The 22831-nt window shown below is 53.7% G+C and carries 15 protein-coding genes; 6 read left to right on the top strand and 9 right to left on the bottom strand.

The features are described from left to right. Window positions 1-3: 3 nt before the first annotated feature. Window positions 4-1797, bottom strand: a complete 1794-nt coding sequence (recQ, locus tag RIN49_RS11050; RefSeq protein ID WP_309120225.1) for a DNA helicase RecQ — start codon at window positions 1795-1797, stop codon at window positions 4-6. 237 nt (window positions 1798-2034) lie between these two features. Between recQ and RIN49_RS11045 the strand changes: the two genes are divergently transcribed. Continuing rightward, complete coding sequence (locus RIN49_RS11045; RefSeq protein WP_309120224.1) at window positions 2035-2370, top strand: winged helix-turn-helix transcriptional regulator; 336 nt, start codon at window positions 2035-2037, stop codon at window positions 2368-2370. Here the strand turns inward: RIN49_RS11045 and RIN49_RS11040 are convergent. Beyond that, the gene (locus RIN49_RS11040; RefSeq protein ID WP_309120223.1) at window positions 2358-3308 is read right to left on the bottom strand and encodes a helix-turn-helix transcriptional regulator; all 951 of its coding nucleotides are present in this window, start codon (window positions 3306-3308) and stop codon (window positions 2358-2360) included. The genes RIN49_RS11045 and RIN49_RS11040 overlap by 13 nt on opposite strands. A 124-nt stretch (window positions 3309-3432) precedes the next feature. Between RIN49_RS11040 and RIN49_RS11035 the strand changes: the two genes are divergently transcribed. Continuing rightward, window positions 3433-4320: an SDR family oxidoreductase gene (locus RIN49_RS11035; RefSeq protein ID WP_309120222.1), complete on the top strand. Its 888-nt coding sequence runs from the start codon at window positions 3433-3435 to the stop codon at window positions 4318-4320. Here the strand turns inward: RIN49_RS11035 and RIN49_RS11030 are convergent. Further along, a complete protein-coding gene (locus tag RIN49_RS11030) occupies window positions 4295-5170 on the bottom strand; it encodes a hypothetical protein (protein ID WP_309120221.1) in 876 nt (291 codons plus the stop codon). The genes RIN49_RS11035 and RIN49_RS11030 overlap by 26 nt on opposite strands. Before the next feature lie 122 nt (window positions 5171-5292). Here RIN49_RS11030 and RIN49_RS11025 point away from each other — a divergent pair, with 122 nt between their 5' ends. From RIN49_RS11025 to RIN49_RS11015, 3 genes are all read left to right on the top strand, one after another. Further along, the gene (locus tag RIN49_RS11025; protein ID WP_309120220.1) at window positions 5293-5499 is read left to right on the top strand and encodes a hypothetical protein; all 207 of its coding nucleotides are present in this window, start codon (window positions 5293-5295) and stop codon (window positions 5497-5499) included. A 115-nt stretch (window positions 5500-5614) separates the two neighbouring features. Continuing rightward, window positions 5615-7303 (top strand): dihydroxy-acid dehydratase, encoded by a 1689-nt coding sequence (gene ilvD / locus RIN49_RS11020; RefSeq protein ID WP_309120219.1) that lies wholly within the window; start codon window positions 5615-5617, stop codon window positions 7301-7303. 492 nt (window positions 7304-7795) lie between these two features. Further along, the gene (locus RIN49_RS11015; RefSeq protein ID WP_309120218.1) at window positions 7796-8710 is read left to right on the top strand and encodes a helix-turn-helix domain-containing protein; all 915 of its coding nucleotides are present in this window, start codon (window positions 7796-7798) and stop codon (window positions 8708-8710) included. A 109-nt stretch (window positions 8711-8819) separates the two neighbouring features. Here RIN49_RS11015 and RIN49_RS11010 read toward each other — a convergent pair whose 3' ends face one another. Continuing rightward, complete coding sequence (locus RIN49_RS11010) at window positions 8820-12014, bottom strand: discoidin domain-containing protein (protein WP_309120217.1); 3195 nt, start codon at window positions 12012-12014, stop codon at window positions 8820-8822. Between the two features lie 478 nt (window positions 12015-12492). Here RIN49_RS11010 and RIN49_RS11005 point away from each other — a divergent pair, with 478 nt between their 5' ends. Next, window positions 12493-15024, top strand: a complete 2532-nt coding sequence (locus RIN49_RS11005) for a discoidin domain-containing protein (RefSeq protein ID WP_309120216.1) — start codon at window positions 12493-12495, stop codon at window positions 15022-15024. An 84-nt stretch (window positions 15025-15108) separates the two neighbouring features. Here the strand turns inward: RIN49_RS11005 and RIN49_RS11000 are convergent, their stop codons facing one another. The 5 genes from RIN49_RS11000 to RIN49_RS10980 form a co-directional block, all read right to left on the bottom strand. Continuing rightward, window positions 15109-16491, bottom strand: coding sequence for an ABC transporter substrate-binding protein (locus RIN49_RS11000; protein WP_309120215.1), 1383 nt, complete (start codon window positions 16489-16491; stop codon window positions 15109-15111). Between the two features lie 139 nt (window positions 16492-16630). Continuing rightward, window positions 16631-17563 carry a carbohydrate ABC transporter permease gene (locus RIN49_RS10995; protein WP_309120214.1) on the bottom strand — a complete coding sequence of 311 codons (933 nt, stop codon included), beginning with the start codon at window positions 17561-17563 and terminating at the stop codon, window positions 16631-16633. Next, a complete protein-coding gene (locus tag RIN49_RS10990; RefSeq protein ID WP_309120213.1) occupies window positions 17560-18477 on the bottom strand; it encodes a carbohydrate ABC transporter permease in 918 nt (305 codons plus the stop codon). Before RIN49_RS10990 ends, RIN49_RS10995 begins: the two co-directional genes overlap by 4 nt. Beyond that, complete coding sequence (locus tag RIN49_RS10985) at window positions 18474-20750, bottom strand: DUF5696 domain-containing protein (protein WP_309120212.1); 2277 nt, start codon at window positions 20748-20750, stop codon at window positions 18474-18476. The genes RIN49_RS10990 and RIN49_RS10985 overlap by 4 nt, the downstream gene beginning before the upstream one ends. Beyond that, entirely contained in the window at window positions 20743-22821 is a 2079-nt protein-coding gene (locus RIN49_RS10980; RefSeq protein ID WP_309120211.1) for a YIP1 family protein, read from the bottom strand. Before RIN49_RS10980 ends, RIN49_RS10985 begins: the two co-directional genes overlap by 8 nt. Window positions 22822-22831 lie beyond the last annotated feature (10 nt).

The following is a 22831-nucleotide window of genomic DNA, read 5'->3' as shown; positions in this document are numbered from 1 at the left end:
CCTCTACTCTTCGTACGCGCGTATACAATCCAGGAACGCGCTGCCGTATTTCGCGACTTTGTTTTCCCCGACGCCCTTGATGCCGAGCAGCGCCTCCTCGGTCCGCGGCAGCTTGGCGCACATCTCGCGCAGCGTCGCGTCGTGGAAAATCGTGAACGGCGGCACCTTCGCCTTGTCCGCAAGCGCCTTGCGCACGCGGCGCAGCTCGTCGAACAGATCGCCGCGACCTTCGAACGACTCGTCGTCGCTCGACGCGGAGGCGGCGTCGACTTTCGTTATTTTCTGGAACACCCGCTCCTGCCCTTCGAGCACCGCGACGGCGCGATTCGTCAGCGCGATCGTCGGGTACTGCCCGTCCGACATGACGAGGTAGCCGTCCGCCACGAACACGTTCAGCAGGTTCACGAGATCCTTCTCTTTATATTGCTTCAGCGCGCCGTACGTCGGCAGCCGGTCGAAGCCGAACTGGCGCACCTTCGCGTCGTTCGCGCCGCGCAGCACCTTCACGGTCAGATTGATGCCGAACCGCTGCCGCATCCGGGCGACGCAGGAGAACGTCTTCTGCGCCTCCTCCGTCACGTCGACCGCCTCGCGGTCGTCCGTGCAGACGCCGCACCGGCCGCAGGCCGGGACGTCCTCGCCGCCGAAGTAGCGCACGATATGCCGCTGTAGGCAATCCGTCGTATGGCAGTAGTCGATCATCGCTTTCAGGTTGGAATATTCGATGCGCTTGCGCTCTTCGTCGAATTCGTTCTGCTCGATGAGAAACTTCTGCGTCACGATGTCTTGCGGCCCGTACAGCAGCACGCATTCGCTCGGTTCGCCGTCCCGCCCGGCGCGTCCCGCCTCCTGGTAGTACGACTCTATATTCTTAGGCAAATTATAGTGAACGACGTACCGGACGTTCGACTTGTCGATGCCCATGCCGAACGCGTTCGTCGCGACCATCCATTTGAGATCGTCGTATTGGAACAGCTCCTGATTCCGCTGCCGCTCCTCGTCCGACAAGCCCGCATGATACCGGCCGACCTTCAGGCCCAGCCGTTCGAGGAAGCGCTGCGTCTCCTCGACCTCCTTGCGCGTAGAAGCGTAGACGATGCCGGACTCGTTCTTCCGGCTCCGCACGTACCGCTCCAGATACTCCTTCTTATTGACGCCTTTGACGACCGAGAAGGTGAGGTTGTCCCGCGAATATCCCGTCGTCACCCGGAACGGATCGTTCATATGCAGATGCGTCACGATGTCCGCCTTGACGGCGTCGGTCGCCGTCGCGGTGAACGCCGCCACGACCGGCCGCTTCCGGAGCCGCCCGACGAGCCGGCCGACGTTCATGTAGCTCGGGCGGAAGTCGTGGCCCCACTGCGATACGCAATGCGCCTCGTCGACGGCGAGCAGCGGGATGGGCAGCTCTTCGAGCAGCGATAAGAACCGTTCCGACTCGAGCCGTTCCGGCGCGACATAGACGAGCGTATATTTGCCGGCCTTGATGTCCCGGAACCGCTCCCGCAGCTCCTCCGCGTTCAGCGTGCTGTTGATGAACGTCGTCGGAATGCCGATCTGCTGCAGCGTGTCGACCTGATCCTTCATCAGCGAGATGAGCGGCGACACGACGAGCGTCACGCCGGGCAGCATCGCCGCGGGAATCTGATAGCAGACCGACTTCCCCGCGCCGGTCGGCATGACGCCGAGAACGTCCCGGCCTTGCAGGATGCTCGAGATCAGCTCTTCCTGACCGCTCTTGAACGAGTCGTAGCCGAAATATTTCTTCAGAAATACAGTCGATTGCGTAGCGATCATAATGTCTCCTTATTTAACAGATCCGGCTCGAGACGCGCAGCCCCGGCCCGATCCGCCACTAGCGGTTGATTTCGTACGAATGCCGTCACTTCTATCCGTTCGTCCGACTCCTTGCATTATACCGTCCGAACGTATGTGCCGTAAATCGTTCCCCCGAATTTCCCCGGCCGGGGCATCGGATTGGGTTACCCATAGGGCCCGCTTTGCGTTATAATAACGGGTAACGAGGTGAGGTTGATGGAAGAGCGAGAGCTTTGTCCGAGATTCGAGCGCGGCATGCAAATCATCAGCAAGCGATGGTCCGGACTGATCGTCCATCGGCTGATGCAAGGACCGCAGCGCTTCTGCAACATCGAGTCGGGATTGCCCAGTTTAAGCGGCCGAGTGCTGTCCGAACGGTTGAAGGAGCTGGAACAGGAGGGTATCGTGCATCGGGCCGTGTATCCGGAGACGCCGGTGCGCATCGAATATTCGCTGACGCCGAAGGGACGGGCGCTCGAGCCCATCTTCCGCGAAATCGAGAAGTGGGCCGGCGAATGGGTGGAAGAAGCGCCGAACGACTACGAGCCGTAGGCTTCGGCCAACCGGCGCGTCGCCGTCCGCATCGCTTCGCGCAGCTCGGCCGGTTCGAGCAGCTCCACGCCTTCTCCCCCGAGTCGAAGCAAGCACTCCACGGCGTATTCCATCGTTTCCAGATTCATCGCGACCGCGATGCGTTCCCCCGCCGGTTCGGCTTCCTCCACGCTCGCGTACCGCATCGCCTTCAGCCGTTCGTACGCCGACCGCGTCAACAGCAGCCGCGCCGTATATTTCGGCAGCCGCTCCCGGAACGTTCGAATCGAAGACGTCCAATACGTCTCCAAGTCGAAGTCCGGCGGACGCTCGAACGTCTCCCCCGTCTCCCGCAGCGACTCCACCCGCGACACCCGATACGTTCTTAGCGCCCCGCCCGTCGATCCGACGACGTACCATGCGTTCCCCTTCGCCACGAGCCCGTACGGCAGCAGCTCTCGTTCCGCGGCGTCCCGTCCGTACCGAATGCGCAGCGCCCCTCCGTTCCACACGGCGTCGTACAACGCCGGCAGATGCGGCAGCGATTCGAACGATTCGCGCCAGCCCGCGCCGTCGATATGAATCCGCTCCCGCACCGTCGACGCGTGCGATCCGCTCCCCGCGCTCGCCGCGTGCAGCAACCGATCCCACGTCTCCCGAAATTCCCGCTCCCGTCCGAGCTCCGCGAACAGACGCGCCGAGCCCGACTGCGACAAGAGCAGCCGCTCGACGTCGTCCCGCTTCAGCCCGTTGAACCGCGCGCGGAATCCTTCCGCCAGCCGCCAGCCGCCGCCGTAGCCGCGTTCCGCGTATACCGGCACGCCCGAGCCCGCGAGCGCTTCGAGATCCCGCGTCACCGTCCGGGTCGACACCTCCAGCTTCGCCGCCAGCTCCCGCACCGTCATCGTGGCTCCCTGCTGCAACGCGAACAAGATCGACAGCATGCGATCCGCTCTCATGACGCGCCTCCCTTTCGATTTTCTTTTTATTGTACCACAGGAATAAGACAGAGGTTGACATATTCGTGGCGGTATCCTAACGATCGTAGGATCCATCATTAGAACGAAGGAGTCGATTCGGAACATGAACACCCAACCGCTGCAAGGACGCGTCGCCGTCGTCGCCGGCGCGACGAGAGGCGCCGGACGCGGCATCGCGATCAAGCTGGGAGAGGCGGGCGCCATCGTCTACGTGACGGGACGTTCGTCCAGGGAAGGAAGCTCCGACGTCGGACGGTCGGAGACGATCGAAGAGACGGCGGAGCTCGTCGCCGCCGCAGGGGGCGTCGGCATCGCGGTCCGGACGGACCATACCGTGCCGGAGCAAGTGGAGGCGCTGTTCCGGCGCGTGGGGAAGGAGCAGGAGGGACGGCTCGACCTGCTCGTGAACGATGTGTGGGGATGCGAGCAATATATCGACTTCGAGCGCAAATTTTGGGAGCAGCCGTTGTCGAACGCGCTGATCATGCAGGAGCGCGCCGTTCGATCGCATCTGATCACGAGCTACTACGGCGTTCCGCTCATGGTCGCGCGCCGAAGCGGTCTCGTCATCGAAATCACGGACGGCGACGATTATTCGGTCCGCGAAGGCGCCGGCGTCGGGTACAGCGTGGCGAAGGTCGGGAACATCCACTTGGCTGCGGCGCTCGCCTCGGAATTGAAGCCGTACGGCGTGACGTCGATCTCGCTGACGCCCGGCTTCCTCCGCTCCGAGCAGATGCTCGACCATTTCGGCGTGACGGCCGAGACGTGGCGCGACGCGTCGGACCCGCACTTCCGGGCCGTCTCCGAGACGCCGGCGTACATCGGCGCCGCCGTCGTCGCGCTCGCGAGCGATCCCGCCTTGTTCGAGAAGACGGGGCAGGCGTTCAGCACGTGGCGCTGCGCCGACGAATACGGCATCCGCGACGCGGACGGCTCCCGGCCGCATTGGGGAAACTACTACGCTAACATTCGTGATAATACGAAATAAGACCTTTCAACCAACCTAGATCGATCGCCTCGCCCGTATCCGACTGCATCGCTCGGCGAAGCTCCTCGGCTTCGCCGGGCGGGCGGCGGCCCTCCCGTTTGCCCAGCCAATCGTGGTAGTACAGCAGCCGCTCGTACTGCCCGATATGCTTCTCCTTAAGATGGTCATCGATCGCGGCCGTCACTTCCTCCACCATCCGAAGCCAGAAGCCGAACCGGTCCTCCGAGAGACGCATCATCGGCTTCAGCTCGATCTGAAGCCCCGTATCGTATTCGTCGGTGCTCCGTCCGAACGCGTGTCCGACGCCGTTGCGCATCTTCCGCAGCTCGTTCAGCTCCTTCGCGTACTCCTTCAGCTTCGCCGGCGCCGTTCCGAACAGCCGCTCGTAATGCTGAATGCGGGTATTCCAATCCCCCTTGGTGAAATGCACCGCATACTCCGAATAATTGTACCCGGGACGCGACTTGAGCAGCGTCACGCCGTCGATGGCGCCCGGCGCCCCGATAATGAGTCCCGGGTTCGACTCGATCGCGAGGGCGCTGATCTTCCGAAGATAGATTTCCATATACGAGTTCACCGCGACCGAGGCGGACAAGCGGACCCAGTTGTTGAAGTCCTTGAAATCCTTCGCCCAACGTTCCAACGTCGGCGCGATTCGCTTCTGATGCTTGCGCGGCACGGTAAACACCGTCGTCGGGCGGAGTCGCTTATCCGCCTTCTTCACGATGTCCGTCGTTCGCTTCGCCGCGAGCATGTGCGACCAATACAAGCTGTTGATTTCGCTATGATGCTTCGTGAACAACCGATGCGATAACGTGCCGCCCGGAGCGCTTTGCCATCTGGAGAACATAACCGAATCCTCATATCCCAGTTAGAAGTGTGTTTTCCAGTATGCCCCGGATTCGTCCGCGTTATTTCCGGCAAGTCGGGCGGACAAGCGGAATATATATGTAAGAGAAAGGAGGGAGAAGCATGGAACGCAACTTGACCTTCTATGTGCTGCTCGTCGCGATCGGCGGCGTGTTCGCGTTTTTGCCGCGCAGCGCGTTCGGCTTGTTCGAGCTGTTTTTCGGTTCGGGGGCGGGATTGTTCGTATCGTTCCTCGACTACGGCGTCGGCCTGCTCGGCGTCGGCCTCATCGGCTATGTGCTTTACAAGCTCCTGAAGAAGCGCGCTTAAGGGCTTTGCCATATCTTTTTTCCGATTCCTCATGTCGCAACGTACATAAATATGTTACACTCGAATGTAATATGCCACTTTTTTTCGAAGACAAGGACGGAGGAGAGATATAAGCATGGCTAAAGCTAAGATGCGCTCGGACATGATCAAGCGCGGGTTCGACCGTGCACCGCATAGAAGCTTGCTTCGGGCGGCAGGCGTGAAGGAAGAAGATTTCGACAAACCGTTCATCGCGGTGTGCAATTCATATATCGACATCGTCCCGGGTCACGTCCACCTGCAGGAATTCGGCAAGATCGTGAAGGAAGCGATTCGCGAAGCGGGCGGCGTCCCGTTCGAATTCAACACGATCGGCGTCGACGACGGCATCGCGATGGGCCATATCGGCATGCGGTACTCGCTGCCGTCCCGTGAAATCATCGCCGACTCGCTCGAGACGGTCGTCTCGGCGCACTGGTTCGACGGTATGGTATGCATCCCGAACTGCGACAAAATCACGCCCGGAATGATGATGGGCGCGCTTCGCGTCAACATTCCGACCGTGTTCGTCTCCGGCGGCCCGATGAAGGCCGGCAAGACGTCCGACGGCCGCTCGATCTCGCTGTCGTCCGTCTTCGAAGGCGTCGGCGCTTATCAAGCGGGCAAGATCGACGAGAAGAGCCTTACCGAGCTCGAGCAGTACGGCTGCCCGACGTGCGGCTCCTGCTCCGGCATGTTCACGGCGAACTCCATGAACTGCCTCGCGGAAGCGCTGGGCCTCGCGCTCCCGGGCAACGGCACGATCCTCGCGATCGCGCCGGAGCGACGCGAGTTCGTACGGAAGTCCGCTATGCAGCTCATGGAGCTCATCAAGATGGACCTCAAGCCGCGCGATATCGTTACGATCGAGACGATCGACAACGCGTTCGCGCTCGACATGGCGCTCGGCGGCTCCACGAACACCGTGCTACACACGCTCGCGCTCGCGCAAGAAGCTGGCTTCGACTACCCGATCGAACGCATCAACGAAGTCGCCGAGCGCGTGCCGCATCTGGCGAAGATCGCGCCGGCGTCCGACTGGCACATCGAAGACGTGCATCTGGCCGGAGGCGTCAGTGCCGTGCTGAACGAGCTGCTGAAGAAGGAAGGCGCGCTGCATCCGGATCAGATGACGGTTACGGGCAAGACGCTGCGCGAGAGCGTCGCGGGCTGCGACATCCTGAATAAGGAAGTCATTCGCCCGATCGACAACCCGCACAGCGAGCGCGGCGGCCTCGCCGTCTTGTTCGGCAACCTCGCTCCGGAAGGCGCGATCATCAAGGTCGGCGCGGTCGATAAGTCCGTCGGCGGTTACCACCGCGGTCCGGCGATCTGCTTCGACTCGCAGGAAGAGGCGCTGAGCGGCATCGCGAACGGCAAGGTGAAGGAAGGCCATGTCGTCGTCATCCGCTACGAAGGACCGAAGGGCGGACCCGGCATGCCGGAGATGCTCGCCCCGACGTCGCAGATCGTCGGCATGGGCCTCGGCGCGAAGGTCGGCCTTATCACCGACGGCCGCTTCTCCGGCGCGTCGCGCGGCATCTCGATCGGTCACATCTCGCCGGAAGCGGCCGAAGGCGGCCCGATCGCGTTCGTGCACGACGGCGACATGATCGAGCTCGACCTGAACAACCGTTCGATCAAGCTCGAAGTGAGCGACGAAGAGCTCGAGCAGCGCCGCAAGACCGAGTGGAAGGAATTCGAGCCGAAAGTGCGCACCGGCTACCTGGCGCGCTACTCCAAGCTCGTTACCAACGCTTCCATGGGCGGCGTCATGAAAATCTAATTTTTTGCAGCGCTCCGCGCTTGCATATGCTTCGCCCAGAACCGCCGACGGCTCCTCGCCTCGGCGGTTCTTTTTGCGCGTTCCTCCAAACTCGCTTTGTTTCGCCCGATGCCCTTCGCCGCCCCGCCACCATCGCCCCTGGCTTTTCTCTGCACCTCTCCCTACTCTCCCTACGCTTCTTTCAAAGCTGATTCCTTCTGTTCAGGAACTCGTTTATTCCACTTATTCTCTCGTCATTCCCCGCTCCGCTGCGACTTTACCTACTCTCTCCACTAGAGGAAATCACCTTAGAAAGGAGCCGCGAACCCTCTACCTCCCCCGGCGCTCCAATCACGCAATTGGTTGAATTGATCCTGGAGAAACTCGTACTGGCGACTGAGGGATAGCCCTATTTATCATAATGGCGATCAATTACTCATCTATTTGTGTATCCGCTTTCATTGTATAATAATACTAACTTTACATGAGACGCCATTCAAAGGGGTTGTATTTATGACGTATACCTTGCAATCCAGTTTGTACCTTAAGGATCCCCGAAATTTCCCCGTCTATATCGAGCGTAAAATTCATTTTTTACAAGATCTCCCTCCCGTACACGATCATGAATTTTATGAACTCGTATACGTCGTTCATGGACACACCACTCATTATTACGAAAACAAGTATTATCCCCTTCATGCAGGCGACATGATCCTAATCCGTCCCGGTCATTTCCACACCTATATACTCGATGAAGGGGCATCCTTCGAATTGATAAACTGCCTTTTCGTACCTGAACTACTTGATCCGCCGTGGAAGAGAGCAATCGACGCTCAAGATCAAATCGAAACTTTTTTGCTGCACCCTTTCTTCAATAGAGAGGATGAATTTCACCCCCGATTGAAGCTTGGGCTATCCGACGCGAGACGTATCGAAATATTGCTGGTAGCAATGCTCGAGGAACAGACGCAAAACAGAGAGTTCGCAAGCACCGTCCTGCGGCTTAAACTGTTCGAGCTCTTCCATTTGTTGATCCGGTTTCAAGATGAAGCCAGTCAAAAAAAGAAATCCGTACACGCGCAACAACACCATCCAAGGTCGGTCCTAATCAGCAAAATCTATCAGTATATCGAAGAAAATTCGGAGCAAAAGAAATGCATCGACCAATTGGCTGCACTCCTGGGAGTCAGTAGTCGGCACCTGAACCGCTTATTCAAGCAGGAAACGGGCAAGACCGTCTTGGAGATGCTGCACTACGTCCGGATCGAAAGAGCGAAGCAACTCTTACTGCATACTCATGACAGGGTCGTAGACATCGCAGCTAAAGTCGGATATGAGGATCCGTCATTTTTCACGAAACTTTTTGTTCGCAAGGTTACATGTTCTCCAAGCAAGTACAGGGAAGAAATGCATTCCCGAAAAGCTTAGCTATTATCGATCGCAACCGCCCGATGCGGGTCATTACATCCGGGGGTTATCCCCGAAAGAGGAAGTGCGTATCCTGATGCAGGATACGCACTTTTTTAAGTTTCCCGATTCAGTTCGAGTACACGTTAAAGCTGTATAAGGAATATCCCCATCCGGTGCCTCTCTCCATACCGTACATTCGTACGTACCTCGCGTTCACGGTCGGGAAGCGAATGGTATCGAGGCCTCCATCCCCGGATATCGTCTGATACACATCGGTCCAGCTTGTCGCATTATCGGAAACCTGAATTTTATAGGTTTTGCCATATGCGGATTCCCAATAAAGCTTAACACTATTCAAGCTCTGTACCGAGCCAAGGTCAACGTAGATCCATTGGGGATCGACGCCTTCCGGACTCGACCATCTTGTCGCCATGCTGCTATCGGTTGCGTTGCCGGCTACGTTTCCTGCGGGGTACGTCCCGGACGCGGTTGCCGCCTTATCAAGCGCCAAATTCGTCTGTGCGGGACTATCGTAATAAACGCCAAATTCGTATAGCGAGTACCCAAAGACCGTCCCTCGCTCCGTTCCGTACATTCTCACGTATCTTGCGCTTGCTTCCGCAAACTCGATATCGTCGATGCCGCCGTTTCCGTTCGTTGTGGAGTAGACGTCCGTCCAATTCACGGCATCCGTCGACAATTGGATTTTGTAGGACTTGGCATAGGCCGCTTCCCAATTCAGCCTGACTCTGTTTACAGTTCTGTTCTGACCGAGATCGATGTTGATCCATTGCGGATCTTCGCCTTCATCGCTGGACCATCGGGTCGCTTCGTTCCCGTCGAGCACATGGGAGGGATTCGTCCATGCCGGGTATACGGAGGACGCAGTTGCCGTCTTGTTCCATGCATAATTGTTGCCGACGGTCAGGTCGTAATAGACGCCTAATTCTCTAATCGAATACCCCCAATCCGTCCCTCTCTGCGTACCGTGCATTCTTACGTATCTCGCGGAAACGGTGGGGAAGCTGACTTCGTCGATCCCGCCGTCTCCGGAAGTTGTCTGGTAGACGGTCGTCCAGTTCGATGCATCGTCGGATACGGAAATCGTATACGAACGCGCGTAGGCCGTTTCCCAATTCAGCTTCACTCGGTTGAAATTCGAAGGCGCGCCTAAATCCACGTAAATCCATTGCGGATCGATGCCTTCGGCGCTGGACCACCTTGTCGCCACCGCTCCGTCCACGGCATACATGCCTGCAAGATTGCCATTCGCGTCGGAAGAAGTCGCTACGGATCTTGTCAATGCCAGGTTGATCGGCGCATTCCCTCCCGTCGTAATGAGTCCCGGAGGTTCTCCCGCAAGCGCCGAACGGTTCAGAAATGCTCGATAGCCTTCAACCGATTTGGGACCTCCCCATGTGGTTTCGGCAACGATTCTCAAGGGTTGCGCCACGACTTTGGCGACTTCTTGCTCCGTAAAACCAAGGGCCAGCGAGATGTCATTCCAGTTGTTGAATTTGACTCCGAGAATGTTCGGATCTGCAGCTGACAACTGTTCGGACGTATTGAAAGAGTCGAACATGTGCGGTTTCCACGTCTGATACAGATAGACAGGATCGGTTTGCCACCCTGTGCCTGGAACACTATACAGGTACCTGGCAGACGAGTTGATAATGCCAAAGCCTCTCTGGGATACAGATTGGATCCCGTCCGCCATCCAGGCGTCGTATACGATGTCGTTGCTGATCGGAATATTGCCCGGTAGAGTGTCGAACCAGGCCCATACCCTTGTCTTCTTTCCTTTGCTCTTCAGAACGCTGTTGTAATCATTGATAAACTTGCGGTACAGCTCGCCTGCCGTCGAGTACCCTTGGGAAAGCGCATAATTATATGTGCGGGCATCATCATCCACGTGACGCTCGAAATACGGGAATCCTCGGGCATCATTTGGCGTTTCGTCCGTGCCCAGATGGAAATCGGGCGCCTCGAATAAAGGGACGAACTCATCGAGAATGTTGTTCACGAAGGTAAACGTATCCGGAAGCGAGAGGTCTACCACGTCGCTCCAAGTCTGATTCTTGATGGAGGGCATATAGTTGGTGATGGAAGTTGCGTGTCCGGGCAGATCGATTTCCGGCGTTATCGTGACATGATACTTGCGGGCGAAATCTTGGATATCCTGCAAATCCGCATGGGTATAACTTTGGGCGGCAGCGAGTCCCGGGTAGGTCGTACTGACGAGTCGGAAAGCTTCGTTATCCGAAAAATGGATGTGCAGGTCATTCATTTTATGCCATGAAAGAAACCTAATGAAATCTTTTATGCTGTCAACCGAAAAATATTTGCGCGCCACGTCAAGCATGAATGCGCGTTCCTGATATTTCGGATAATCCCTTGTCGTGCCTTTCGGGATTGCGCTCTTGTCCGGGCTCTGATTCAGGAGCTGAAGAGCCGTACGCGTACCATAAAAAACGCCTTTGGCGCTATTGGCCTTGATCGTAACGTAATCGGCCGCTTGCATAATATAACCTTCGCTGCCGATACCTGAATCCGTATTATTGAGCGTAAGATAGAAATCTCCTGCCGCGGGACTAGTTGTCGTCACGATGTTGAGCGTGCGGCCGGTAAGCGCCAGGATGTCTTCCTTGAACGTGTTGGCCGTATCGGCAAGAACGGTGTTATATGCACTGTCGATTGCGATCCGAGAACCGGTCGTAAGCGTAAAATCACCTATGTCGCTTTGCCATTCTCGTAAACTGGGAACGACATTCGGGGCTGTTCCGAGATCGAATATTTCAGAGGCATAATCATATCCGGCAAGACCCGAGGTGCTCCCATTCAAGTAAGCGGTCGAGGGATGTGTGCTCGACGTAAACGTCCATACGCCTACGGTTTCGACCGGATTACTGAGCACCCATAAATAACTTCCCGAGGCTTGAGGTGTGAAATTCAATTGCAGCCAGCTATTGTCCGCGAAATTCGTATAGGTCTGAGAAGCAATGGACGTTCCCGCAACCGTCGTCGCGTAATCTGTATTCCATCGGTACAACGTCAGCGTCAGACTGCCAATATTGTTTGCATAACTGGGGCACAAGACTCTAAGTGAATTAAATGTATTGGCGGAGAAGAACTGCTCGCCCCTTGTTTCACCGGCGGAAATCATGGAATCCGTGGGTGCCTCGTTACTGAAGTAAAGCTTAGTCCAACCACCGCCGCCCACGGCATGTCCAGAATTCGGCAGAAGGAAGAAGCAACCCAAAATCAAGAAAAAGAAAGCAACGTGATACTTGGATGACCATAATCCGTTGGTATTACCTTTCATTATCAATCCCTCCCTTATTATGATGGAATGCCAACTTACTGAATCGTAACCGGCGACTTCCTGCTTGCTCCGATGACAAAGAAGAAGTTTCACCTCCTATGACTTCTGCTTCTTTATTTTACCTGTTACAAATCTTTAGAGAATGACAGGAACCGACCAACGATTGGCATTATCCGATATTGAATGAACGGCATCGCGGGAGTCCGATCGACAATGAATAACGTCTTATTCGACCATCTTCTATCAAAGCCGGAACATTGTTTTTATTTCATTCGTCATATGTCACGGGCAGATCACCTTGTTCCAAGCAAAAATACGGAGTGCTGATCCAACGCATATCTCGTCTGAATCAACGTTGAAAATGAGAGCGCCTTCATTTTAGACTGATCTGGTAAGGAGGTAACCTGCCAGTACTCTACTTTAAGGTGGGATCAAAAGGCCTTGTAATGTCACAATACGAATTAAAGGAGGTTTGTTTATGTTCAGAAACTTTTGTGCCCTGCTTGTTGCCTGCCTGGTGGTTTCTCTAATAACCCCGACAGCAGGCGCGATGAAGATTCGGCCTTGGAGCGCCTATTCCTCCAGCTATGCTTCAACAGGCACTCAGGCCGACAAAGCCATTAACGGCAAGATCTTTGACTTCTTCTCCAGCGCGGCGCATACAGGACCTTCATTTGCCGAACATGTAACGCTGCACCTCGGACAGAAACATTTCGGAATAACACGCGTGAAGATTTATCCTCGTGAGAAAGGATTCGGATTCCCGGTAGATTTCAGCATTCAATATAGCGACTCCGCCAGCGGTCCCTGGACAACCGCACCGGGCTCTTCGAGAACGGCTTTTCCGAATCCCGGATCCAACATGGTCGTGTTGGACTTCACTTCGCCGATTGACGCCCTTTACATTCAGCTGAAGGCGACGAAGCTCGCACCGGACAATTATAACAATTTTTATCTTCAGGTTTCGGAAATAACCGTCGAACAGGCGACTGTTGCAAGCGACCGGCGGGTAACGGCCAGCGCGCTGAACGCTTCCAGCCACCTACCGGGATATGCTCCGGAATTGCTGGTCAATAACCTAACGACGGACATGTGGTCTTCGGTCAATCATGCAACGAACGGTTTTACGGAATATTTTACGCTCGTCTATCCCAAGAAATATACTTTTACCAATCTCGTGCTCACGCCAAGAACCGACGGATGGGGCTTTCCGGTCGACTTCCATCTGCAATACAGCACAGATGGAACGACCTTCATCAATATCCCCGGCCAAAGCTACACGAACTATCCGAACCCGGGTTCATCGGTGCAAACCTTCACCTTCTCGCCTGTGAAGGCCAAAGCGCTCCGGGCGGTAGCGACGAAACTCGGGCCGGATAATTTCAACAATTATTACTTCCAGCTGGCAGAGGCAGCCGGTCTATCCGGGTCTCCGTTCGCTACCGATGCAGGCGGCGACTTCGATCAAAACTGGAATAACATGTGGCTGCAATTCGGGGCAGTCGACGATGGCACCGATGCTGTCTTTAAATTCGGAAATGAACCTACCTATTTTGAATGGGTCGCTCGGAAAATCATGTGGACCAACGATACGGCCTATAAAAACGAATTGAAAACGAAAGTGCGAAACCATGCGCAAAGCTCTGATGGCTTCCTATGGTCCTGGGTCGATAATCCACGCTGGCCGAGCGGCAACTCGCTGCATATTGCTAACAACCCGCTGTATATTCTGTCCGCTTGGCGGATTGCAGTATGGGACGACCCCAGTTATCTCGATACAGTAGATGACAACCCGAACTATTCGGGCGGCGACATCTCTAACGGAAAGACCGTATGGCAGAAAGTACAGGACGCGATGGCCTTTATGGAATCATCAAGCATGAACGGAGCCAACGGCCTCATTATCATTAACAACGGCGAAAGCGACGGCACGACGTCACCGGAGACCGGCCATCCGACGAATTATTGGGACAATCTCCGATTTGGCTGGAAGGATCCTTATACCAATCTTTACTTTTATGCTTCATGCAAAGCGATGAGCGAGTTATACGCGATAAAAGGAAATCCGACACAGGCGGCTTACTATTCCAATCTTGCCGCGACGGTCAAGACTAACTTCAACGCTACATTCTGGGACAGCACGAAGAAACGATACGTATCCACAATTGACATCAACAACGTCACAAGGGACTTTGGCCTGACCTTCCTCAATCTCGAGGCACTTGCTTATGGCCTGGCCGACTCGACGACGAAGGCCAACGATATTTTCGATTGGCTCGACGGCGTCCGTACGATCAGCGGCGATACATCGACGGGCAGCGATATCTATGCCTATTCGGTCGCTCCCCGTGCCAACACGTTGAAGATAGAAAGCACCGGCAGTCCGTTTTGGTGGCAGGACCCGGGCGGCATCATTGTAGACTCGACGGCAAGCTGGGATGAGCATCTGGAAAATGGCGGCTTCATTTTCTACACTGAATTTTACGACATCCTGGCGCGTGCGGCATATAAGGGAATTGATAACGCTTATGCCCGAATGAAGATCGTAGCGAACGAATATAGCGTTGACGAGCTGCGACGCGACCCGAATAATTCATACGGGTATGCATTCCGAATTGGAGTAACCGGCGAATTTCCGGAATCCGGACTCGTTCCAACCTCATTCCTGTATACGGTGGCGGGAATCGACGCTTCCAAGGACGGCCTGACGATCGCCCCGAACATTCCGACCGGCATGACGACGGCAACCGTCAGTACGTTAGCTTACAAGGGTCGGGATTACACCATTCAGGTTTGGGACGATCGAGTGGAAATCACAACTCCGAATGCCGGCAGTCCTACGGTGACCTACTTGATCGGCAATCTGGCTCCAAACACGTCGTATACGATCGATAAACTGAACATTTCAACCGGCACGACGACTTCACGGACCGCAACCAGCAACGCAAGCGGCATGCTGACCGTAACCGAGACGCTGACGAACGGTACAAAAATCACGATTCGGCGATAAGATGTAAAGAAAAGGTTGAGCAGCATACGCTGCTCAACCTTTTCTCATGTACGCCCAACATGGGCATCTTTATCTGCTTACCCGTTATTGCGCAGCTAGATCGTTGTTCAATTTCTCAGTTGCGGCCGGGAAATAGTCATAAGCCGACATACTCTCGTTAATCAACTTGTTCGCAACCCATTCATTAAACGAAGCGGTAACAAGATTGCCTCCCTTCATGTAGCTGGACGGATCCGGTACGGCATGATCTACTGCATATAGAATCGCATTGACGTCATATTTCGCGTAGAACGGCAATGATGTCAACACTTCCTTCATATTGGCATCCTTCGAGTTCGGCAGCAGCGTTGCTCTTTCCATGAAAATCTGCTGCGCTTCCGGAGAGGTGGTGTAAAATTTCATGAATTTCCAAACCGCATCTTTATGCTTGCTCGCCTTGGTCATCATGAGAGGCTGGTTCCACATGATACCGACTTGCTTGCTTGTTCCGGCTGGGAAAGGGAGAACATCCCAATTGAATTCCAGCGACTTATCCCAAGTTTCCATCAGCGGGCTGACGTGGATGGTAAAGAGCGCATTACCTGTGGACCAACGATCTTCTTTAATGTTATTGGCTTCGGAGGTTGCTTTGTTCAAGAGAACTTTGTCCTTAAGCGCGAGGTCTGCAAACCATTGCAGATCGTCCATGACATCCGGTTGATCTGCCAGGCTCTTGGTTTTCGTCTCATCGAGCGCATATAAATTAGGAGCATGTCCGTTCGCCATCGGCAATACCGGAGAACCGAACATGTAGAAGATTCCGTCTCCACCCAAACCGAAACGCCCTTTGGCAGGATCCGTCGCTTTCATCGCCATCTCTCTCATTTGTTCCCAAGTCCAGTCGTTAGAGGGCTTCTCTAAGCCATATTCCTCAAGCAAGTCTTTATTGTAAAATACCAAGAATGCTTCCGTTCCGCGAGGCAATGCCCACTGCTTTCCATCCACATTGAACTGCTCCATGATGCCTTCAAGGAACGGGTAATTTTTAAATTCCTCATCCTTCTCAATATATGGGGTTAGATCCTCCGCCAAATTGCTTTTCAGGTTACCGGAGAGAGAACCGTCGAAATACACGTCGATTGGGTCGCCCGCGGCAATGCTTGCTTCGACTGTGCCTTGCGGGCCCTTTTCCCCGGAGTAGACGAACTCTACTGTAATCCAAGGGTATTTTTTCATGAAAGCTTCATTGACTTTGTTGTAGGTCTCGCTGTTCGCCCAATTTGTAAATTTAATCGTTACAGGCGTCTTGTCTTCTTCAACCACAGGCTCTTCATCGGTTGTCGGAGCCGATTCATCTGCGATATTCGTATCCTGATCGGCCGGAGCAGGTTCGTTTCCTGTTGAATTCGAGCTGCAAGCCGATACAACCAACAATGCCAACACGAGCGTAAGAATGAATATTACCTTTGATGACTTTGCTTTCTTCATGTTCATGTCCCTCCCAATTTTGATTCCTGCTTGTATACCGCCATGTTGACTGTCTTGCCTGATGTACGAACAGACGTAAAGCTTGCCGCGCAAGCCTGGAAACCACCTCCCCTCATAGTGGGTTCACGCCGGGGCTAGCTTATTCGACAAGGCCGGAACGTTCAATACCGCGAACAAAGTAATTCTGCAAAATCATATACAGCAGCAACGGCGGGAGGATAATCAAACTCGAAGCAGCCATCTTGATCGGCTCGTTCAAGTCGATTGAACTGATATAGCCGGTGCCGGTCATGTCGCCCGACAACACATTGAGATTGTTCTGCAGCATCTCCAACTGTACTGACAATGCCATGAATTCTTGTCCCCGCAAAAACAAGGTCGCATGGAAATAGTCGTTCCAATGCCAGACAAAGGAGAGGATGAACACGACAAGCATCGACGGTTTCGCCAGAGGTAACATAATGGTGAAATACGTGCGGAAGGCTCCCGCTCCATCCATGCGGGCCGATTCCTCTAGTTCGTGCGGTAGTCTTAAGAAGAACTGGCGGAAGATCAAAATGAACAGCGGCGCCTTCAATCCTTGCGCGAAGAAGGTCGGAATAATAAAAGGAAGGATGGTGTTATACCAACCGAGCTTCGCGTACCACATGATCAAAGGAATGACCAGAATCTCCTGCGGGATCAGAAACGTGAGCAGGATCAGCCCGAGCCAGAGGCTTTTGCCCGGGATGTGCATTCTCGCAAAAGCGTATCCCGTTAGGGCGCATGAAAATACCTGAATCACGGCGGCGCAAGTGGACATCAGGATGGTATCCTGGAAGGCTTGCCTATAGTGCAGGCCTTCGAAAGCCAGTTTATAGTTATTAAATTCCAGTACGGAAGGAATCCAATTTACAGCAGGGTCGATCAGATCGGTAATCGTCTGCAGCGATGTCGCAAACATATACAACAATGGATTCAGATAAAGGATGGAAGTAGCGGCCAGTATGGTGTATATGCAGCTTTTGACAAGCAGACCGTCATTCTTATGCTGACCCATGACAACTCGACGCAGCTTCTTGCCGGTTCTCATCGTCTCACCTTCTTCCTATACAATCGACTCGCTGGCAGAATAAACACAATCACGAGTAGAAAGAGTATGGCCGAGTAAATCCAACCGATTGCGCTGACATAACCGTAACCTGTCTCGGGTTTAAGCATATTCCCCTTGAAGTGAGCCAGAATCGGGTTAAACGGATTGGAAGACAAGTCGATTGTGGTGTATACAAAGGTAAGCAGGATAAACGGCGTCACGGCCGGGAAAGTGATTTTCCAGAAAATCTCCCACGGCGTCGCGCCATCGATTCTCGCCGCTTCATAAGTCGAGACGGGAATGGTCTGGAAAGCAGCAATAAAGATGACGATCTGAACGCCGGAGAACCAGAAGATTAGAATGAGTTTCCCGAGTACTCCCAGCAGCGGCTCAACCAGCGTCGCCGGAAGCACGTCCGCAATCATTCCTTGAACGTTATAAAGCTCCAACGGTGCCTTTCCCTGTCCCTGTGCGAACAGCTCCTTAATCACCTCTCCGGAAGCGAAGATGACGGGAAGGAAGAAAATGGTCCGAAACAGGAACCGCCCGTAGAACTGTTGATTGAGCAGAATCGCGATCAGGAAAGCGAAGATAACGGTTACAGGAACGACAAGGATTGCCTCGAGTATGAAATTGATCATGTCGATGGGAAACACATTGTCCACTAGAAAAGCGTATGTAAAGTTCTCCAAGCCGATAAACTTGTAAGAAAACCCTGCTCCGTCGGGACGGATTCCGACCTTGTGGAAACTAAGGAACAAGGAGAATAACAACGGAAAAGCTACGAAAGCGGCAAATCCGAATAGCCACGGGAGTAAGAATAAGTATCCGTCCTTCGCATTCCGGAGAGAACGCAGCTTCCGCAGCTTGGCATGCTCATCGGCTGTCATCGGTTTCAGGCTTTGATCGCTCATCGCTGCCTTCCTTCGGTCGTGACCGCAAACGACATCGGGGCGATCTTTACACCTTCGTAGTTTACGGCCACATCGTTGTAATTGGTCCAGACCGACTTTCCTGTCTCATAGGCGGTTTCATAAACCCCTTCCGCCACCTCCCGATGACCGGTGATCGCCTTGTCCCATACGTCTCCCAAAGCTTGATGGATTGCATCGTATTCCTTCGAGATCTGCTTCTCCATATTGTCGAAACGGGTTTGATAAAAGTTTGAGAAGATCGTCCGCGTCATGGCCGAGGAATCGATATGACTCACAATGAAGCTTGGAAGCGCCCCGTACTCGATTCCCTTAAGAAAGTCGGTTGTCGGATTGGCTCGTTGATTGGAAGGTACCGAAGAGTACGTCAGTAGCCCATGTAAGGCAATCGCATAGAACGGAACCGTCGTATCGACGAGAAAGTCGCCATTCCCCATCAGCGGGAAATTCGTAAGATGATCGGCGTGTCCGATAGCGAACGCATCCGGACCGACCATCGTGTATCCGATTGTACGCTCGGCCTGATCCATCATCTTAATAAATTCCTGGGCCGTTTCCTTGCGCGTCATATGATTCTTGGGATGAAAATCGCTGAATACGAAATCCGCCACGCCCCCCAACGCAATCCCTTCTATGTTCAGCTTGTCGTACGTTTCAAGTGCTTGACGGAAGTATCTCGCATTCATAATTCGCGGGTTGATTAGATTGAAATCACTGCCTTCCGCATACCAATCCGAAGCCAACTTGCCTTGGAATTGTCTGCCGCTGATATCGTATACCCCGTCCCTTGAAGAGGAGAACCCGCCTCCTTTAGCAAAAGCCTTCTGATAATCGTCATTTAGATACAACTGTATTCCTTCCTGTTTTAGCTTGTCTCTTGCCGCTATGAAGCCCTCATTCCCGCCAATGGCAGATTCCATCGGAAACCGGACCGGCAGTTTCCCGGGGTACCCGCCCTTATTCCAACCGGTGATGCCGATCTTCAAATTCTTCACGCCTGCTTCCTTCAGTTTTATTGCCATGTCCTCCAGTTGTTTGAAGGTTGTCGCCACAATGAGCCGATCCCCCATCATCGTAGGCTCCGCAGCGCTCATCAGCGCCTCCAGGAAAAGCGGAGGCTCTTCCTGATGATGCGCCAAGGGAGCAACGCCGGTATTTGAGATCAAATAATTGCGATAGGCGTGCGCCATGGTTACATAATCCGCTTGGCCTTCATCTAAGAGTACGTATTGGATTTTTACACTCTCGGCCAGCATATCGTTTTCGTACGTTTGAACCCAGTTGCTCATACTGCTCGGCCTTTCATACAAGCGCCTTAGCGGTATTTTTACATTGACGCGATAGAAACCCGTAGTAACGCCTGCCGGTGACGCTGTGATCGTCGCATGGAATTGACCGTCTTCCATAATGCCGATAAACCCATCGTTCCCTCGTTTCATCCCGAATACCGGATATAGAATATTCGTACGCATGGAGTTGCTGGAATGGGTAAGCGCCGCACGATCATCGCCATATATCGGATAGCTGTAAGGTTGAATATTTTTGATCGTGTCCTTATTGAAGGTAATCAAACCTCCCGGACCGTCGGGAACGAAGAGGTACCCGTCCGACTTCCCCTTCAATACTGCGCCGAAAAACGGAAGGATTTCATAATTCGTCAGCTTGTTTTCTTTCGATTCCAATATCCCGTGCTCCGGAATGTGGACTGAGAAGCCGTCAGGCGTGAGTGCATATTCCACATAAAACTGAAAGCCGAGTTCGTCCATCATATAGGAAACGCCGAAGCCTTGATCCATCCGCTCCCATGAAACCACAGCCTCCTCGCCTACAGGGCTGGAGAGCATCTCGTTGACTTGATCTTTTTTCACATAGCTGAAGATGAATGGAGATTGCAAGTTACTGCTCCAGGTGCCTTTCGTTGCATCCTCCGATAATTCACTGGCCGTCGGCGAACCGCTCCATATTCGACCCGTCTCTTTATTCAGGATTGCGATTTGACCGGTCTTGGGTTCAAGCAATAGAGAAGCGTTGTTGCTAGTGAAGCCTACTTGCCAAATCGTTCCTCCGTATTTCACGGTCTCGGGGAATAACGTATTGTCCAGATGCCGGCTATTCATAAACTGTACGGCGAGGGCCCTATTCACGCCAACGTCGTCGACGGGCTTCGTCCGACTGTATAACCAGAGGAAGGCAGTCATGATGATGAGGACAACGGCTATGGTTACCGCTTTCTTTCGCAGCCATCTGCTAAACATTTGCCTTCCACTCCCGTCCCACCTGGTATACGAAATCGTAGGCCTGATAAAATATCAGAATTAGAAAAAATCCGAACAGCCATATGCAGGCAACCGTAAAGATAGATACCGTGGTCATACTCAACGCTTCTTTCAAATTGTAATTTTGTGCGTTGATCAAACCGGAGAACATCAGGAGAAGCACCCAACCCAGCAACAGGTTGGTACAAGAGCTGTATATGATGCTTTCTTGCAACGTCAACATATTCGACAGCAACTGGACCGGCAACGTGAACGCTATCATCGGCATGAGCGCATAGCAGTTGACGATCACAACCTTCTTGAAGGTCGCTTCCCCCTTCATAATCGAGCCGATCAAGTAGCTTCCCAGTATCCAAGTGAGAATCGGCAGAAAATATTGCATCGCTTCCCACGTTACACTCATTTCGTCCACACGAGTCGTTTCGAATAAGAAGCCTACAACATATTTTCCGGTGATGGAGACTGCATATCCGACAAGCAACAACAGCACAGCCGCTTGCCATTTCACGTTCCGGCTGTTCGCCAGATCATACATTCCATTCACGGGATGGCGAATGACCCTCCATGTGAATGTCAGTGATTCGAGCCAGCCATTCTTATGAGTGCGTTGAGATGGCGCGACGATTCCTTCCTTATCTAATGTCTTCGCCCTTTCTTTGCGCTTCTTCCGACTGCGATGTCTGAGGAACGACCATAGTGCACATATGGCGAGCATCACGCTGACCGACGGACCGAAATAGTTGACCAGGCCGTTCATTCGAACCTGCCAATAGGAGTCTGAATAACCGCTCTTATCCCGGGCAGTCTTGAAGTATTCCATCGCGTCGATATATTGCCCTTCCTTGTATTCAGCCTTCCCGATCCCTTGGAAAGCTTTACTGAATTTTCCGTTCAACGCTCTGATCCGGTTCCATAACGGCACGGCATCCGTGTATCTGCCGTCGCCATACATCGCGAGCGCCTCATGAACGGTTGCGCCAAACTCCGTCGGCTCGAAAATCTGAATCATGTTTAAATCCCGATCCGCCACATACAGGCGGTTTCTTGAATCTATTACAAGGCTCGTCGGGCTGCGAAATAATCCTAATCGCAGAGAGATCGTATCTCTGTTGCCGAACCGGAAGATCATTTTGCCGTTCGCATCATATTGATAGATTCGGCCGCTGGAGGCGATCGCCGTCATCATTCCGTTTGAATTGACGTAAACATCCAGGAAAGACAGCTTGTTCGTTGCAGTCGCCCACGGAGCAAAGTTGATATTCCCCAGCAGATCAACGCCCCCAGAGTTCAAGCGTTTCAACTGCCCCTCCAGCAAATCCCGGTTCACGGTATAGATGAAGCCTTCGCGGTCGATGAACATGTTGGTAACGGCGCCAGGCTGCTTCCTGTCCTCTTCTTTCAGCTGCTCCTCCGTGTAAAACTTCCGTTTCAGCATATCCAAGAAGTTTCGGGGCGCTTTGTTGGCGCCGTAGAAGGAGTTGAAATCCCCTTCGGGAGTCAGGAGCAGCAATCCTTGATAGCCGCCTTTGTTGGCGACGTACATATACCCACGATGATCAAGTACCACTTTGGAAGGAAGAAACACATAATTGTTCGGCAGAAGTTCGGTGTTCGGCTGCTTGAACTGGCCCTTGTAATGACCGTCCGCGTCATAGACAGCAATTCTGCGATGACCCGTATCGGCAACGACGATTTCGCCTTCATCCGTCACGAAGACACCTTCGGGTGAACGCAACGAGCCCTCCCCTTCGAGCTCAGACTCCAAAGGGATCGAACGAATCAGCGCTCCATGGCGGTCCAGATGTCGGATCCGGTCGGCACCCGTATCGGCCACGTATATTTCATCTTTAGCACTTATGAATAAATCCTCCGGGGCGTTAAACCCTTCAATCACCGATGTAGGTATATAAGCATCCTGAGTCAAGATCAACCGGTCATCCGCATCGGTTGACAGTGTATTGTAAGGAAGTTGAGCATGTACGGCCGGCGCAAGAGTCAGGAAACAAAACAAGCTTACTACCAACGGAAGCCCAAGTCTGGCGTACTTCATGTCAAACCTC

Origin of the sequence: Paenibacillus sp., assembly GCF_031177825.1 — a bacterium.
Classification (GTDB): domain Bacteria; phylum Bacillota; class Bacilli; order Paenibacillales; family YIM-B00363; genus Paenibacillus_AE.
This window is presented reverse-complemented; position numbering and strand designations above follow the sequence as displayed.

Bases quoted from the DNA above. Each gene is read 5' to 3' on its own strand.
- recQ (WP_309120225.1), bottom strand. From the start codon at position 1,797: ATGATCGCTACGCAATCGACTGTATTTCTGAAGAAATATTTCGGCTAC.
- RIN49_RS11045 (WP_309120224.1), top strand. From the start codon at position 2,035: ATGGAAGAGCGAGAGCTTTGTCCGAGATTCGAGCGCGGCATGCAAATC.
- RIN49_RS11040 (WP_309120223.1), bottom strand. From the start codon at position 3,308: ATGAGAGCGGATCGCATGCTGTCGATCTTGTTCGCGTTGCAGCAGGGA.
- RIN49_RS11035 (WP_309120222.1), top strand. From the start codon at position 3,433: ATGAACACCCAACCGCTGCAAGGACGCGTCGCCGTCGTCGCCGGCGCG.
- RIN49_RS11030 (WP_309120221.1), bottom strand. From the start codon at position 5,170: ATGTTCTCCAGATGGCAAAGCGCTCCGGGCGGCACGTTATCGCATCGG.
- RIN49_RS11025 (WP_309120220.1), top strand. From the start codon at position 5,293: ATGGAACGCAACTTGACCTTCTATGTGCTGCTCGTCGCGATCGGCGGC.
- ilvD (WP_309120219.1), top strand. From the start codon at position 5,615: ATGGCTAAAGCTAAGATGCGCTCGGACATGATCAAGCGCGGGTTCGAC.
- RIN49_RS11015 (WP_309120218.1), top strand. From the start codon at position 7,796: ATGACGTATACCTTGCAATCCAGTTTGTACCTTAAGGATCCCCGAAAT.
- RIN49_RS11010 (WP_309120217.1), bottom strand. From the start codon at position 12,014: ATGAAAGGTAATACCAACGGATTATGGTCATCCAAGTATCACGTTGCT.
- RIN49_RS11005 (WP_309120216.1), top strand. From the start codon at position 12,493: ATGTTCAGAAACTTTTGTGCCCTGCTTGTTGCCTGCCTGGTGGTTTCT.
- RIN49_RS11000 (WP_309120215.1), bottom strand. From the start codon at position 16,491: ATGAAGAAAGCAAAGTCATCAAAGGTAATATTCATTCTTACGCTCGTG.
- RIN49_RS10995 (WP_309120214.1), bottom strand. From the start codon at position 17,563: ATGAGAACCGGCAAGAAGCTGCGTCGAGTTGTCATGGGTCAGCATAAG.
- RIN49_RS10990 (WP_309120213.1), bottom strand. From the start codon at position 18,477: ATGAGCGATCAAAGCCTGAAACCGATGACAGCCGATGAGCATGCCAAG.
- RIN49_RS10985 (WP_309120212.1), bottom strand. From the start codon at position 20,750: ATGTTTAGCAGATGGCTGCGAAAGAAAGCGGTAACCATAGCCGTTGTC.
- RIN49_RS10980 (WP_309120211.1), bottom strand. From the start codon at position 22,821: ATGAAGTACGCCAGACTTGGGCTTCCGTTGGTAGTAAGCTTGTTTTGT.